Source organism: Glutamicibacter sp. V16R2B1 (assembly GCF_005774635.1).
In the GTDB taxonomy this organism is placed as follows: domain Bacteria; phylum Actinomycetota; class Actinomycetes; order Actinomycetales; family Micrococcaceae; genus Glutamicibacter; species Glutamicibacter creatinolyticus.
The window spans coordinates 154,188-169,587 of the sequence record NZ_VATX01000015.1 but is presented as its reverse complement, the minus strand read 5'-3'; the positions used below and the strand labels follow the sequence as shown (position 1 = coordinate 169,587).

The 15,400-nt window shown below is 62.9% G+C and carries 15 protein-coding genes; 6 read left to right on the top strand and 9 right to left on the bottom strand.

The features are described from left to right. Positions 1–47: 47 nt before the first annotated feature. The 3 genes from FDN03_RS10820 to FDN03_RS16950 all read right to left on the bottom strand — a co-directional run bounded on the left by FDN03_RS10820 (position 48) and on the right by FDN03_RS16950 (position 1,008). The gene (locus tag FDN03_RS10820; protein ID WP_138176892.1) at positions 48–248 is read right to left on the bottom strand and encodes a hypothetical protein; all 201 of its coding nucleotides are present in this window, start codon (positions 246–248) and stop codon (positions 48–50) included. Positions 249–475: 227 nt separating this feature from the next. Further along, positions 476–817, bottom strand: a complete 342-nt coding sequence (locus FDN03_RS16955) for an antirestriction protein ArdA (protein WP_283205484.1) — start codon at positions 815–817, stop codon at positions 476–478. Further along, positions 802–1,008, bottom strand: a complete 207-nt coding sequence (locus FDN03_RS16950) for an antirestriction protein ArdA (protein ID WP_283205483.1) — start codon at positions 1,006–1,008, stop codon at positions 802–804. The genes FDN03_RS16955 and FDN03_RS16950 overlap by 16 nt, the downstream gene beginning before the upstream one ends. A 233-nt stretch (positions 1,009–1,241) precedes the next feature. Between FDN03_RS16950 and FDN03_RS10810 the strand changes: the two genes are divergently transcribed. Genes FDN03_RS10810 through FDN03_RS10785 form a run of 6 tightly spaced genes read left to right on the top strand, consistent with a single transcriptional unit; the run spans position 1,242 to position 9,465 of the window. Then, complete coding sequence (locus FDN03_RS10810) at positions 1,242–2,807, top strand: class I SAM-dependent DNA methyltransferase (protein ID WP_138176889.1); 1,566 nt, start codon at positions 1,242–1,244, stop codon at positions 2,805–2,807. Further along, positions 2,804–3,934, top strand: a complete 1,131-nt coding sequence (locus tag FDN03_RS10805) for a restriction endonuclease subunit S (protein ID WP_138176886.1) — start codon at positions 2,804–2,806, stop codon at positions 3,932–3,934. The genes FDN03_RS10810 and FDN03_RS10805 overlap by 4 nt, the downstream gene beginning before the upstream one ends. Continuing rightward, complete coding sequence (locus FDN03_RS10800) at positions 3,931–4,665, top strand: TIGR02391 family protein (protein ID WP_138176883.1); 735 nt, start codon at positions 3,931–3,933, stop codon at positions 4,663–4,665. The genes FDN03_RS10805 and FDN03_RS10800 overlap by 4 nt, the downstream gene beginning before the upstream one ends. Continuing rightward, positions 4,662–7,796: a type I restriction endonuclease subunit R gene (locus FDN03_RS10795; protein ID WP_138176880.1), complete on the top strand. Its 3,135-nt coding sequence runs from the start codon at positions 4,662–4,664 to the stop codon at positions 7,794–7,796. Before FDN03_RS10800 ends, FDN03_RS10795 begins: the two co-directional genes overlap by 4 nt. Before the next feature lie 11 nt (positions 7,797–7,807). Beyond that, positions 7,808–8,986, top strand: a complete 1,179-nt coding sequence (locus FDN03_RS10790) for a hypothetical protein (RefSeq protein WP_138176877.1) — start codon at positions 7,808–7,810, stop codon at positions 8,984–8,986. Then, positions 8,983–9,465 (top strand): hypothetical protein, encoded by a 483-nt coding sequence (locus FDN03_RS10785; RefSeq protein WP_138176874.1) that lies wholly within the window; start codon positions 8,983–8,985, stop codon positions 9,463–9,465. The genes FDN03_RS10790 and FDN03_RS10785 overlap by 4 nt, the downstream gene beginning before the upstream one ends. On the opposite strand, the gene FDN03_RS10780 is transcribed toward FDN03_RS10785, so the two are convergent. The 6 genes from FDN03_RS10780 to FDN03_RS10755 all read right to left on the bottom strand — a co-directional run bounded on the left by FDN03_RS10780 (position 9,410) and on the right by FDN03_RS10755 (position 15,307). Beyond that, complete coding sequence (locus FDN03_RS10780) at positions 9,410–9,742, bottom strand: hypothetical protein (protein ID WP_138176871.1); 333 nt, start codon at positions 9,740–9,742, stop codon at positions 9,410–9,412. The genes FDN03_RS10785 and FDN03_RS10780 overlap by 56 nt on opposite strands. Positions 9,743–9,974: 232 nt before the next feature. After that, complete coding sequence (locus tag FDN03_RS10775) at positions 9,975–11,495, bottom strand: recombinase family protein (protein WP_138176868.1); 1,521 nt, start codon at positions 11,493–11,495, stop codon at positions 9,975–9,977. Positions 11,496–11,785: 290 nt separating this feature from the next. Beyond that, positions 11,786–12,322: a type II secretion system F family protein gene (locus FDN03_RS10770; protein ID WP_138176865.1), complete on the bottom strand. Its 537-nt coding sequence runs from the start codon at positions 12,320–12,322 to the stop codon at positions 11,786–11,788. Then, positions 12,319–13,098 carry a type II secretion system F family protein gene (locus tag FDN03_RS10765; protein ID WP_171021219.1) on the bottom strand — a complete coding sequence of 260 codons (780 nt, stop codon included), beginning with the start codon at positions 13,096–13,098 and terminating at the stop codon, positions 12,319–12,321. The genes FDN03_RS10770 and FDN03_RS10765 overlap by 4 nt, the downstream gene beginning before the upstream one ends. Then, entirely contained in the window at positions 13,095–14,336 is a 1,242-nt protein-coding gene (locus FDN03_RS10760; RefSeq protein WP_138176859.1) for a TadA family conjugal transfer-associated ATPase, read from the bottom strand. The genes FDN03_RS10765 and FDN03_RS10760 overlap by 4 nt, the downstream gene beginning before the upstream one ends. Continuing rightward, the gene (locus tag FDN03_RS10755; protein WP_171021218.1) at positions 14,333–15,307 is read right to left on the bottom strand and encodes a hypothetical protein; all 975 of its coding nucleotides are present in this window, start codon (positions 15,305–15,307) and stop codon (positions 14,333–14,335) included. Before FDN03_RS10755 ends, FDN03_RS10760 begins: the two co-directional genes overlap by 4 nt. Positions 15,308–15,400 lie beyond the last annotated feature (93 nt).

Genomic DNA, 15,400 nt, shown 5'->3' with positions numbered 1-15,400 from the left:
CACAACCCCGACGTTCCTCACCGGCGGCCCCTGGGATGAGGAGCCCGTCACGGGTCAGAGCTGATCCCCAGCTCCTCGTCGCTGTCGTAGTACCGGAGCAGGTCGCGCTGCTCGCGGATCAGTTCGACCTTCGCCCGGTGCAGCGTCAGCAGGTCGTGCAGGCGCGCCTCCTCATCAGAGAGCTCTGGGCAGCCCCGCCACCAGCTGAACGCCAGGGCGTGGCTGATCGCGTTGGACTCTGCACTCATGCGTCTCGCCTCCTCCGGGCTCGGATAGCGCGCATGTCCACCAGCACGGCGATCGACAGCGGACCGTGGACAGGGCAGTAGTAGACCCGGCTCACGCTCATGTCCCCTGCCATGACGAGCACCCGCTTGGCGATGCTCGGCATGTCGCACTCCACGCACACGTGCAGCTTCCCCTGGTCATCAGTTATCAGTTATCAGTTATCAGTTATCAGTGAATCTCCTTCCAGTCACAGATTGCGAAAGACGAACACGCCGTCTCCCGGCGCGTCCTCGACTGTGTAGTCGAACGCGAGATCCCGGGTCCACGCGGCCCAGTCGAAGTACCGAGCGACATCGTCCGGGACTCCCGACAACAACCCGGTGAGCCCCTCCGCGTACTCGCGGAACGACTCCCACTCGCCGCAGTAGCTGTCCTCGAAATCAAGCATGCTCGGCAGGTCACCCGTGCCCTCAGCCACGTAGTCACCGCTCCTCACCCACGCGCACAACGCCTCGCGATGGTGCTCCGGAACCGACTCCAGGGAGCTACCCCACTCGACCGCCTCGCTCGGACTCATCTCGCCGCGCACGGGCAGGTTCTCGTGGTCGAAGCACCACAGTTCCTCGCAATCGGCGCGGGCACCGCCCACTCCACGGTGCACGCGGTCAGGGTGACCTCGTCCGCATCGACGGCGTCGAACCACTCGCCTACGAGGCGTCCAGAGTTGTAGCAGTGCAGGCAGTCGACCCACACTCGCAGCGTGCTGTCCCGGTTGCTCATGTCTATAGATCTCCTTCTCGGTCCGAGGAGAGCGGCGAACGCGACAGGCAGTCAGGCTCTGATGAAATGACGCGCTTACGCCGCGTCAACCGCTCTCACACCGCCCCCGGGCGCCGCTCCGCGGCGCGCCCGTTGCTTGGAGACCCTCAGATGTCCGTGGTGCTCGGTATCCTGAGATGGAGCTAAAAAATTCAAACGTATGCGCGTTTCTCGCGCGGAGGAGTACAAACCAGATGGCGAGACGGGCCGCGAAGGCGAAGCCAGCCAAGACACTCGAACAGACCCTGTGGGATGCCGCAGACAAGCTCAGAGGCAACCAGGAGCCCAGCGAGTACAAGCACGTCGTGCTGGGCCTGGTGTTCCTCAAGTACGTCTCCGACCGGTTCGAGGAGCGTCGCGAGCAGCTCAAGGACGAGCTGGCGGCTGAAGGCATCAAGCCCGAGCGAATCGAGTCGTTCCTGGAGGATCGAGACGAGTACGCGAGCCAGAACGTCTTCTGGGTGCCATCCCTCGCGCGGTGGGGCTACGTACAGTCGGGGGCCAAGCAGCCGGAGATTGGCCAGCAGATCGACCAAGCGATGGACCTCATCGAGAAGGAGAACCCCTCCCTGCGCGGCGTGCTCCCACGCAACTACGGACGAGACGGGCTCGACAAGCGCCGCCTCGGCGAGCTGGTCGATCTCATCGGATCGATCGGCTTCACCGAAACCGACGACCACGGCGCAGACGACGTGCTCGGCCGCGTATACGAGTACTTCCTCGGGCAGTTCGCAGGCAAAGAAACCGGCAAGGACGCGGGAGCCTTCTACACGCCCCGCTCCGTGGTCAAGACACTTGTAGAGATGCTGGAGCCGTACAAGGGCCGCGTCTACGACCCCGCTGCGGGCTCGGGCGGCATGTTCGTCCAGTCAGCAGAGTTCGTCAAAGCTCACGGCGGCAAGCGCACCGACCTCTCCGTCTACGGGCAGGAGTTCACCGATACCACGTGGAAGCTCGCGAAGATGAACCTCGCACTGAGAGGCATTGAAGCTGACATGGGATCGCACTCGGCGGACTCCTTCACCGAGGATCTCCATCCCGATCTACGCGCTGACTACGTGATCGCAAATCCCCCGTTCAACGTCTCTGACTGGTGGGACGCGAAGCTAGCAGACGACCCCCGGTGGAAGTACGGTACGCCGCCGCAAGGCAACGCCAACTTCGCCTGGGTCCAGCACTTCATCTACCACCTCGCACCGAACGGGACTGCGGGCTTCGTTCTCGCTAACGGCTCGCTTTCCTCGAAAAGCAGCGGTGAAGGCGAGATCCGACGCAAGCTCGTCGAAGCCGGTCTCGTCGACTGCATCGTCGCGATGCCCGACAAACTGTTCTTCAACACCGGCATCCCAGTGTCGCTGTGGTTCGTGTCCAAGGGTCGCGACGGTAACGGGCATCGCGCGCGTAGCGGAGAGGTGCTGTTCATCGACGCCCGGAAGCTCGGGGACATGGAGTCGCGCCGCCTGCGTGTGCTTTCGGATGGTCACATCGCTCAAATCGCGGACACGTACCACGAGTGGCGAAACCACGACGGCAACTATGAGGACGTTCCCGGTTTCACGAAGTCGGCCACGATCGACGAGATCGAGAAACACGACTTCGTGCTTACGCCAGGCCGATATGTGGGTGCGGCCGAGGCCGAGGTCGACGACGAGCCGATCGATGAGAAGATCGAGCGATTGACGAGCGAGCTGTTCGCGGAGTTCGAGCGTGGGCGCGAGCTTGAAGGTGAGATCCGGCGTCGGTTAGGCGGTCTTCAGTGAGCCGCGTAACTCTTGGCGAAGCGTTCATTCTAAACCCAACAGTGAAACTGTCTAAGGGTACGCATGCTCCTTTTGTTGACATGGCGAGCCTTGTGCCCTTCACCAGGAATGTGTCCGCGACACAGGATAAGCCCTACGGCGGGGGCATGAAGTTCTGCGACGGTGATGTTCTGATGGCACGGATCACTCCGTCTCTGGAGAACGGAAAAACGTCGGTATATCGTGCGGCTGCCAACCAGCGAAATGCTCCGGCTTTCGGGTCCACGGAGTTCATCGTGATTCGTGGAAAAGAGGGAATCTCTAGTACTAGCTTTGCCTACTATTTGTTTACCTCGCCTGAGATTCGGGACTATGCAATCAGTTCGATGAATGGTAGTTCCGGCAGGCAAAGAGTGCAGCACGACTCTTTAGACTCATTCGAGATTGATCTTCCCGAGCTGGAGGAGCAGCGCGCGATCGCGGCGACGCTCGGCGCACTCGACGACAAGATCGAGTCGAACCGCCGGGAGATCGGGACACTTCAGCAGTTGGGGGATGCGATATTCGCCGCTTCCTCTAATGAGTCACGGCTACTCTCGGACGTCGCGGACATCACGATGGGAAGCTCGCCGAAGGGAGCAGATCTCAACGAGCACCGTGATGGTTTGCCCTTTTACCAGGGCACGCGCGACTTCGGCTTCCGATTCCCGACGCTGCGCGTCTGGACCACCGCTCCCGTCCGTACAGCTGCAAAGAACGACACGCTGATGTCAGTGCGCGCGCCAGTTGGGGAGCTGAACCGAGCGCACGCCGACTGTTGCATCGGCCGGGGTGTGGCGGCTATCCATAGCGAAACTCACCCGAGCACGCTCTATTACGCCATGCGGAACTCGACGAGTGCCTGGAACAAGTTCCAAGGTGAGGGGACCGTGTTTGCTTCGGTGAATAAGACCGATGTGCACAGTGCCGAGGTTCGTTGGGTCGGCGATGATGTAACTCTCGAACTCGAAGAGAGGCTCCATGCAATCGATGTTCGTATCGAGTCGCTAGAGGAAGAATCTCGACGGCTCGCCGCCCTCCGGGACACCCTGCTCCCCGAACTCCTCTCCGGTCGCGTTCGGGTCCCCATTGAAGGAGACCATGCATGACGAATATCAACGTCGATTGGGCCCAGAACGAACTTGACGAGTTTATTGCGGCCACGACAGTTTCATACGTATCGTCGCCGGCGGGGTCGGTTGGATTCCACGGCTACAAGACCGCAGCGTCGGAGGACGATATTGTCAGGAAGGCACAGGTCGTAGAGCAAATTCTCGACCGTATTGTGCCCGGCTGGCGCGAGAGCATCAAGAAGAAGGAGCGTCAGAAGTGGTCAATTCACTACGAAGCATCTATTCGAGCGCGGGAGGCCTTAGTCCGTGCCGATGAGGTCCGAAAAAATCTAGGTGAGGATGCCCCTGAGCTGTCTGCTGCGAAGCTGCACTCCTGGATCTGGGAGGGCGCGTCGTCATTGTGGCATTCCGGTCATTACCGCGAGGCGGTCGAGGGTGCGATCCGTAAGTTAAACGCCGAAACGCAAAACAAGCTCGGTCGTCGCGACGTGAGCGAAGCAGACCTGTTCAACCAGGCCTTTAGCGAGCATCCTGCCGCTGAGAAGAATCCGCGTCTTCATCGAATGGCGGATGATGGCAGCAAGACCTTCAAATCCGTTCAGCGCGGGGCTCGCATGTTTGCCGAAGGTGTCTTCGCCGGTATTCGGAATCCGCTTGCGCACGAAGCTGGACAGGAGATGCCCGAACAGCAAGCACTGGAGTACTTGGCTGCACTCAGTGTGCTCGCACGCTGGGTGCACGAATCCGTGCTGAGGAGCGCCGAATGAGCACCTTCAACGAGAACGTCGTGGAGCAGGCCGCTATGGAGTACTTCGCCGAGCTGGGCTATCGATGTGTGCATGGCCCTGAGATCGCACCGGGAGAGCCCGGCGCGGAGCGCGACTCGTACGAGGACGTCGTGCTGTGGGGGTGTCTGAGTGATGCGCTTCGGCGGATAAACCCCGGGACGGACGCCGCGCTGATCTCAGAGGCGGTGAAGACCGTGCAGCGTGCCGAGTCGCAGAGCCCTGTCGACGAGAACGCTCGCCTGCACAAGCTCATCACGGAGGGTGTACCGGTCGAGCATCGCGGTGATGATGGTCTACTACGGACGACGCGCTTGTGGCTCGTGGACTTCGAGAAGCCGGAGAACAACGACTGGATGGTAGTCAACCAGTTCACGATCGTTGAGAACGGCAAGAACCGCCGTCCTGACTTGATGGTGATGGTCAACGGGCTTCCGTTGGCGCTGTTGGAGTTGAAGAATCCGGCCGCTGGGCACGCGACGTTGAAGTCGGCGTGGAACCAAGTACAGACCTACCGGCACGACATCCCGTCGGTGTTCGTGCCGAACGCGGTGACGGTGATCTCCGACGGAACGTCGGCGGCGATGAGCAGCTACTCGGGCGCGTTCGAGCACTACGCTCCGTGGAAGACCATCGAAGGTCGTGAGGTCGTCAGTAATCGGCCAGCACTTGAGGTCCTCATCAAGGGTGTGTTCGAGCCGAAGCGGTTCCTGGACCTGGTGAAGAACTTCGTGGTGTTCAGTGACGAGACGGTCACCGACAAGTCGACAGGACAGCCCACGCGGGCGCTCGTGAAGCGTGTGGCCAAGTACCACCAGTACTGGGCGGTCAATGCTGCCGTCGAGTCCACGGTGCAAGCGTCAAGCCCTGATGGGGACCGTCGAGGCGGCGTGGTGTGGCATACCCAAGGCTCCGGTAAGAGCTTCGAAATGGTGTTCTACGCCGCGAAGATCATGCACGACCCGCGCATGGCGAACCCGACGCTGGTGTTCATCACTGACCGTAACGACTTGGACGATCAACTGTTCGGCGAGACTTTCGCCCCGGCCCGCATTCTTCCTGAAACGCCAGTACAGGCGGCAACGCGCTCGGATTTGCGAGCGAAGCTGAAGCGCGCTTCGGGTGGGATCGTATTCACCACCTTGCAGAAGTTCGCGCCGGGCGAGGACGGGGATACCAACCCCGTGCTCACTGACCGCCGGAATGTCATCGTGATCGCCGACGAGGCGCACAGGAGTCAGTACGGCTTCAGCGAGACGCTCGACAGGCAGGGGCGTCTCAAGTCCGGGCTGGCCAAGCACATGCGCGACGCGCTCCCTGGCGCGACGTACCTCGGTTTCACCGGCACTCCAATCGAGTCGAACGACAAGTCCACACGGGCCGTGTTCGGCGACTACGTCGACGTGTACGACCTCACAAGGGCAGTGGAGGATGGAGCGACTGTCCGGATCTTCTATGAGTCCAGGTTGGCCAAGATCGAGCTGTCGGAAGCTGACCTCGCTGCCCTGGACGACCTCGCCGACGAGATCACCGAGTCCGTCGAGGAAGACACAGCATCAGCTGCGAAGTCACGTTGGTCGCGCCTGGAGGCGATCGTCGGAGCGGAGGCACGACTCGACCTCGTAGCCCGCGACATCGTGGAGCACTGGGAGAAGCGCCGGGAGTCCCTGTTCGGCAAGGGCATGATCGTGACCATGAGCCGCCGGATCGCCGTGCGGTTGTACGAAAAGATCGTCGCACTGCGGCCCAACTGGCATTCGGATGACCCGGCTCAAGGCAAGATCAAGGTCGTCATGACAGGGTCGGCGTCCGATCCAGCCGAGTTCCAACCTCACATCCACTCGAAGGACGTGCGCAAGGACCTCAAGCTGCGGGCGAAGAATGCGGACGACCCGCTGGAACTGGTGATTGTCCGCGACATGTGGCTGACCGGTTTCGATGCCCCGGCGATGCACACGATGTACGTCGACAAGACCATGCAGGGCGCGGGGCTCATGCAGGCCATCGCTCGGGTGAACAGGACGTTCCGCGACAAGCCGGGCGGGTTGATCGTCGACTACATCGGTGTGTTCGCGAACCTTCAGAAGGCGTTGAGCGAGTACTCGCCATCCGACCGCGACCAGGCTGGCGTTCCCATCGACGAGATGGCCCAGGTCATGCTGGAGAAGCACGACATCGTGCGCGGGCTCCTACACGCAGTCCAGTACGATTCCTCACCTGAGCTGACAGCTTCTCAGCGGTTGAACGAGTACGCGAAGGTCCTCGACTTCGTCATGGCGGACCCGGACCGCACCTCGCGGTTCAACGACCAAGTGCTCGCTCTGGCGAAGGCGTTCGCTCTCGCGGGGGCGCGTGACGAAGCAGCCGCGATCCGGAACGACGTCCGACTGTTCACGGACGTCAGAGCAGCGATCTTGAAGATCCAGAACCCCGACTCAGGCAGAGGGGGTTTAGGTGCAGTCGAGATCGACACCGCGCTCGGCCAGCTTCTCAACGAGGCAGTAACCGCCGATCAGGTCGTTGACGTGTACAAGCTCGCCGGGATCGAGACGCCTGAGATCTCAATACTCAGCGATGAGTTCCTCGATTCGCTCTCGGAGAAGGACAAGCCAAACCTTCAGATGGGGTTGTTGCGGCGTCTGCTCAACGACCAGATCAGGACCGTGCAGCGAACGAACGTCGTCCAGGGGCGCAAGTACTCGGAGATGCTCGATGAGGCCGTGAACCGCTACACCAACCGATCGCTGACGACTGCTGAGATCATCGCTGAGCTGGTGAAGCTGGCGAAACAGATGCGCGACGCTCAGAAGCGACACGAGGAGCTCGGGCTGCGTGAGGACGAGGTCGCTTTCTATGACGCCGTTGTACAGAACGACTCCGCGGTGATGGAGCTCGGCGACGAGACACTCAAGGCGATCGCTCAAGAGCTCGTGAAATCAGTGAGGCAATCGGCAACGATCGACTGGAACCTGAAGGAGTCCGTGCTAGCTGCGATGCGATCCAAGGTCCGCCGCATCCTCGCCAAGTACGACTACCCACCTGATGCGGAGGCGAAGGCGATTGAGCTTGTGTTGGATCAGGCAGAAGTGTTCGCTGGCGGAGTTGCAAGGTGAGTGATACAGCCATGCCAATCGAGGTGCTCCTGGCCGGTTCCTCCATCGCGATCGACGATGAGGTGTTCAGAACGCTGCTTGACAATTCGGTCGCTGGCACTTACAAAGAATATGAGAATTCATTAGCCCGTGGGACCATTGCGTTCGGCGCACTGATCAGGCTGGCACGGCGGGGTGAAATTCCGTACCCGCTATTCTTCGCTCCGCTCGATGTCGTGGAGTCTCAAGTCGAGGCGAAGACAAGGAAGCTCTTGGAGGGTGTCAGTAAAGACACATTTTCTATCGGTTCCCGGGCACGCGTTGAACTTCACGAGGTCGAACTGATCGTCAAAGACCTCATGCGCAAACAGGAGTTGTTGAAGCGGCACGACAAGACTCTCGGCAAGAATAAGATCGTGGGTCTATTGCGTCGACCCGGTGCGACCCCGGACCACGACGCCGCCAGGCTGTCGGATTCGATCGGACTGCGGCACGACGAACTTCGCGCTTGCCGCACGAAGGAAAAGGCTCTCGACCTCCTGATAGACCGGCTAGAACGGAACCAGATTCTGGTATCGAGGAGCGTGCAGCATTACATGCCACAGAGACTCACGCACGTGAAATTCAGTGGGATGACCATCAGGGACACCAAGGTCCCATTCGTGTTCCTCGCTGGTGGGGATCACGGCGACGCTCAGGAGCCCGTCGGCAGGACGATCTTCACGCTGGCTTTGATGACCGTGCTCATCGGCAGAAGGATCTTCGCCCCGATGACATGGGATGGTGCCAGCATGGGTACCGACGTAGGGCGGGAGTACGACATCGCGGGCGCGTTGTTAATGCCGCGCGACCGTATGACGGAACTCGCACCGACCTCGCTCGAAGACATGAAAAAGGCTTCGGAACAATTCAAAGTGACCGCTAGCGCCGTCACCGTCCGAGCGATGCGACTCTCGCTTATCACGGGAGAAACCGCCGCGAAGTACCTCGATGAGCTGCGCGTCGAATACAACAAGCGGAAGCGATCGAAACCTATGAACCAGCCGCGCCCCGAGAACGCCGTCCGAAAGTACAACGGCCGCGAGTTGACCAGACGCATGCTAGATGTGCTCGACAGCAACCAGATCTCTACAGGCGATTTCTGCCGGTCTGTATGCCTTAACCGCATCAAGCCGTATCAGATTGAAGACCTCAGGAGAGCGATCTCGTGAGCGAATTCGGGACGAGGTACGTGGTCGACACAAACGCTCTCACTCGGCTGAGGAGAGACCACCGCGCGAGTGACTTCTTCAGGGAGAACGTTGTCATACCGGAAGAAGTGTTGCACGAGGCGAAAGGGTTTCCCGACTACGCGCAGCTTCGCGAGAACAGGTACCCGACGACGCCCAGAGTTCTCGAACTGCTCACGGAAATAATGGCGACTGTGACTGCTGGGGACATGCGTCTTGTCGATCTCTTTAAGAATCTCGGAGGTGCGGACCCGCTAGTCGTGGCATGCGCTCTAGCAGGGAAAGAAGATGACAGCCAGTATCTGGATGCGCCGGAATGGCTGGTCGTCACAGGGGATGCGGCAGTCGCGTCCAAGACCGTGGAGTTCGGCATCGAGGTTGTAGATGCGAGCACCCTCGCGGCGCTCATCGACGAAGCGCAGAGTTTGGATGCACCCGGACGCGATACGCGCGGGATGTAAACGGCCCCACAAAGACCTCCCCGACGATCTCGATAACTCCTGCCGCCTGCAACGCAGCAGCGAATCCGTGGTGTTTCGACCAGTCCTTTATGAAGATCTCCCCGGGAGCGGGCACATAGCCGTACTCAAAGAGATCGATGGAGAGAACCTCATCCTCTCCAGTTTCGGCGGCGACCTGAGCGAGCGCCGGCTGGGCCGGGTCCTGCTCGATGGAGCCGGTCATCGTGAACTGTGGGTAGCACACGGTCACGCTCTCATTGATGGTCTTCCAAGTCATGGCGGTACGTCCAGGTTATTCTGAGCTGTCAGCTCAACTCCCGGGTCTCCACAGGCGGCCACCGACCAGCAGCTACCTCAAGTCCTCGAACGGGTCGACGACGGTGTGAACACCGTGCGTGGGACAGCTGAAAGCGATGCGCATGCCCGCATCGGTCCGCACGGGTTCCGGCTCGCAGTCACCACCGCACTCGCCGCACGTACGGTACGCCTCGTCTTCGTGCCCGAACTTGTCATCCATGAGTGCCAGCCTTCTTCTTGCCGTCCGTCCACTCGTTCTCGACAGTGTCGGCTGCGGCTTCGAGGGTGGTGATCCGTTTGCCGTACCCGACTGGATGGATGACGACGGTCATCAACGCCTCCACGATCGAGCGACGACGTGCAAACGGCCACTCCTCTCTGTGCCACCAGGTGCGAACGTCCTTGACGCCCACCAGCTCGGCGAGTGAGTCAATGGCAACCCCACGAGCGATCTCGGCATCTACTGCTCGCAGCTGAGGTCGTCTAGCGCTTCCTCTGCATCTTCCTCGGTCGCCCTGCCGGATGCGAGCTGCTTGAGCACGCTCTTGCGCCTTCCCCCCCAGGGCTTCGCGCTGAGAGTGGAGTACCCGGACGTCCACGGTGCCCGGTTTCGGAGCCAGGAGGTCGAGCGTATCGGCCTTGGACAGGCGTGCGATGCACACCTCCGAGACGAACTCGTCGATGATCTCGCCCTTGCGCATGATGTGCCCATTCACGCACCGGTAGGTGTGGTAACGCTGGCTGGGGGTAGTGCCCGAGCCGTCTTTGCGAGGGGACGGGTGAGTCCGCCCTCGCGCTGAGCGGACCGGCTGGCGACATACGGCGCAGATGGCCAGCCCGGAGAGCAGCCACTTCCGGGCGGTTCCCTGGTGGTCGGGCTTGACGCCGGCGAGCTTGTCGCGAGCGGCGACGAGGTGGTCGCACTCGACGAGTGGCTCCCACGCGCCGGGCGTACAGGCCGCGAGGTCGATGATCGCCAGATCATGAGGCTGACTTCCCTGGGACGGCGGCAGGAGCGCTGCATACAAAGGGTTCATGACGATGCGGCGGACCGTCGACGTGTGCCAGCGCGCGCCCTTGCGGGTCTTCCTGCCAGCGGAGTTCAGATCGCGCGCGATCTGACCGAGGGGAGCACCGGAGAGGAACTCCGTGAAGATCTTTCTCACGTCTTGAGCCTCGTCGGCGTCGATGACATACCTCGTCCCCGCCTGGTCGCGGTTGGCGGCGGTAACCCACGTGTAGCCGTGCGATGCCTTGCCGGTTGAGGGGTGTCCGGCGGCGCGACGCTCGCGCGCGTAGCGCTGGGCTCTCTGCGCCTTGATTTTGACCTCGCGCTCGGCAAGAAGCACAAGCTGCTTCAGCTTGTAGTCATCGTCCTGCCTGTCGATACCCCCACGCACGGTCACGACACGGATGTCACGGCGCGGTGGGCGGATGCCGAGCACATCGGTGAGACTTCGGGTGAGGCCGTCGACCTCTGTGACCATCAGGACGTCGAACTGGCCAGCGTCGAACGCCTTGAGCATCCTCGCCCAGTACGTCTTTGATCCGCGTGCGGCGCTGCCGCTCACATCGTTGTCGGGATAGGGCTCGCCGACGACCAGCCAGCCGCGCCGCCTGACCTCCTCTTCGCAGTCAGCGATCTGCTGCGCGAAGCCCTGGTCTTCCTCGACGCTCTGCCGGGCGTAGATGGCGACGCTAGGGACGGCTCGCGAGGAGTGGTCGGTGTCCATGAATCAAGTATGCGCTATATCGTTCACAGTGACCAGGGTCACCATGGCGAATTCGGCGGTCGTACTGCCGCTCTCATCGTCCCATTCAATCCCGGCAGGTACCCCGGGACGCTGTCGTAAGCCCTTGGGACCCATTGCGTTCCTGATCCGTGATTTCATGTCGGTTCCTTTCGAGGGTATTTTTCCGAATCATTTCCGGTCGGTTGGACAAGGTTGGGGATCAACCCCGTCTGCCATCCACCATCACGGCATTACTCCCACCCCTGCAGGGGCGGGTGGCGGATTGGGGATTACCACTGGGGCAGCAACGCGACGATCAGCGGGATGACGCCCAAGGCGATGAACGCCGGCAAAGCGCACAAGCCCAGCGGCAGCACGAGTTTGGTCCCAAACTGGGCACCGACCCGCTGTGCGGTGGCGATCCGCTCGCGCCGTTGCAAGGCCGCCGAGTTGTGCAGCAGCTGGGCGGCGGACGCTCCGGAACTGCGGGTGAAATATAGCGCCCGGCGCAGCGGCGCCAGCCAGGAGGGTGTGCCGTTCCAGGCGTCGTTCCAGTCCATGTTCATCTCCAGGCAACGACACACGGCAAGCAACGGCGCACAATGCGGAATGTTGGTGGCCAGGATCTGCAGCACGCGGTTCAACGGCAGCCCCGATTCCAAGAGGCTGGCCGCCAGGTCCAGCACCAGTTCCACCGGCGGATCCTGGGCCGACGGTTTCGTTCTTCGTTTCCCTTCCCGCCCACTGCCGGGCCGCTGCTGGCGGGCTGGCGGACGGAAGGCCAGCATTACGCTGATGGCCAGGGACAGCAGGAACAACGCTCTCACCCCCGGACCGCCTCACGGGTGGAACGCGTTAACAGCAGCCGGCACCAGAGCCGGTTGGCCGCCCAGAGCCCAAGACCCAGCAGGACCGCCACCCGGGCCAGCGCGGATTCTGCCAGCACGGTGAAAACGTCAATGCCAAAGAGCGCCCCACTCAGCAAACCGAGCAGGGGCAGCCAGGTCAGCAGGCGGGTGGTGGCCCGGGGACCGGCCAGCGCGACATCCAGGGTTCGCCGTGCATCCTGCGCCGCCTCCAGGTCCTCGGCCAAACGCTCCAGCACTTCTGCCAGCGGGGCGCCGCTTTGCTCACAGATCTCAAAACACCAGTGCAGCCGGCGCAACAGGTGCCCGGCCTCCCCGTCCAGGCCGGCAACCGCGTCTGGGGGCTGTGTCCAGCGGGTCTGGCGTTGGACATACAGTGCCGATAGTGCCTGTGCTGCCGGGTTTGTCTCCCCTGCTTCGATCCGCAGCAGCAACTGCATGGCGGCGTCCAACTGTTTACCGCTGCGCAGCAGCCCTGCCAGTTCGCGCACCACCCGTACGCTGGACTCCGCATGCGCGTCCACCGCTGCACCCCGACCCGGGCCGATTCGTTGCCCCGGCCAGAAGCGCCGGTGGAGTGTATCCCCGGAATGAAAACTCGTTGCGTTGCGCAGCAGCGGCCGCTTTCCCAGGTTTGCATTGGGGCCGCCGCACTGCTGCCGCCGACGCGTAGGGGAACGCCACAGGGCGGCGGCCGCCACCAGCAGCAGCAGTCCGAAAACCGAGAGCAGGGTCATGTTGCGCTCCCCGGTCGGCGGTACAGCGCCTGGAGGATCGTCTCCACGGTGGCAGAATCGAACCGCTCCTCTAGCCATGATTCCGCGCCAGGCAGCAGCGGGTCGTGCAAGGAGGCGTCAATCAGCGGTTGGGTGCGCATCTGCTGGGTCTCCCCCAGGAACAGGCGACTCAGCTTCACCGGAGCCCGACTCCCGTCAGGACCGCGTGCCATGTGGATGAGCAGGTCCAGTGCGCTGCTGGCCTGCAGCGCGGTGGCCTGCGGATCCCAGCCGGCCAGGGCCCCGAGCGCCGCCAACCGTGCCGGAACTGCCCCGGGGTCGTTGGCATGGATCGTCCCGGCTGCCCCCTGGTGCCCGGTATTCATGGCCGCCAGGAAGTCCCGCACCTCCGCACCGCGGCATTCTCCGACGATAAGCCGGTCCGGGCGCATCCGCAGGGCCTGGATCACCAGGTCGCTTAATCGCACCTCACCACGGTGCTCCGCGTTTGGAAGGCGCGCCTGCAGCGACACCACATGCTCGTGCTCGACCTGCAATTCGTGGGTGTCCTCCACGATCACCAGCCGCTGGCCCGAATCCACCAGCCCAAGCATGGCCTGCAGCAGGGTCGTCTTGCCCGAGCCGGTGCCCCCGGTGACCAGGAAGTTCTGCTCGGTGCTCACCACCGCCTGAAGCAGCGGTTGCCACCACCGGTGGGCGGCCCCCAGCAATTGGTCCAGCCCACGCCCGGCGGCCTGCTTGACACGGATGGAGATCACCGGGCCCTGCACGGCAACAGGCGGCAGCACCGCGTGGATCCGGTACCCACGCACCGAGACATCAACGAAGGGCATCGCCTCGTCCAGACGTTTGCCGGCCAGGGACGCGAAGTGCACGGCCAGCCGGCGCACCTGCTCGGCGGAGCTGAAGCTGAACCCGGTGAGGCGCAGTCCCTGCGCTGAATCGGTCCACACCTGGCCCCGCCCATCCACCAGCACGTCGCTGACACCGGGCAGGGTGGCAAACTGTTCCAGTACCGACAAGCCCTGCACCTCATCACGCAGGTTCTGTAGGGTTTGTGCCGAACCGGTCGAACCCCAGGCCGTACCGGCTTCGGTGACCGCTTCAGCCAGCGCGATCGGGTCCAGGTTCCCTCCGCTTTGGATCGCCTTGCGCCGCACCGACTCCAGGATCCTTTGGTCCACCAGCCCCTGCCGGTAGCTGCCGCCCGGCCGCTGGGCGTGCCGCCCGCCGTTCACGATCCACTCTCCTTGAGCGGCAGCAGTGCGCAGTCGGCAATCGCCTGCCGCAGCCTACGTGAGCGCAGTGCCTGCAGCAGTTCACCGCGTTCCGCACAGCGCTGCACACCCCCGTGCTGGGGAAAGAACCCCAGCAGCCCCTCGGGCTGCCCCAGTGGACTCCTGCCGGTGCCGGCACACAGCACGTACCCGTATCCGGTTGCACGGTGGCGGCTTTGCCCCGAACCGGTGAGCACCATGCGGTCCTGAAACTGGCCCAACACCGGGGCCAACGGGTGGATGAATCGACCAGTGTCAATGACGACCAGGTCAAAGGCCTGTCGGGCGGCCGCCAGGACCCGTGCCGCCAGCGGCTCATCAATCACGAACGCTCCGGGATCCTGCCGCCAGGACAGCACGGCGGTGCTCTCACAGCGCGGCAGCATTTCCCTGAATTGGTGCGGGGCCAGGTGTCCGCGGGATTCGCGCAGCTGCTCCCAGCCAATCCCGCTGACCGGTTGCCAGCTGAGCATTGGCCACAGCGACCCGGAGTGGGGATCCAGGTCCAGCACCACCGATTCCAGTCCGCTCAGCGTGCCGGCATGCGCGCTGAGGCACGCCAGCGAACTGGTGCCGATCCCTCCGGCGAGCGCGGCGAGGGCCAGGGTGTGCCCGTGCCCGGCCCGCAGCGCCCACTGTCCCAGATACTCCCCCAGCCATCCGGCCGCCTGCGGCAGCACCGCCACCCGGGTTTGCGGCCACGCGCTGGCCGCCAGCCACAGCTGCTGCGCGTGTTCATCCCTTCCCACCAGCACCTGGCCGGTCCCCGGCGCGTGCTGCCCAAGCCAACCGCACTGGTCCGCTCCCCACAGCACCGGTCCGTCCACCTTCATCTCCGGCAGCTGCTGCGGGTCTGGACAGTGGCGCAGACGCACGGCGCAGCTCAGGGCAATCATCGCCATCGCATCTATCAGTTCGCGGTCGTTGGTCACCAGCCAACAGCTTGGCTCCCCGGCAACGCTGGCCGCCGGCGCCACCGCTGAGCGGCCGGGTGCGGCAGCGTCCCGGACCTGCACCTGCCCGGG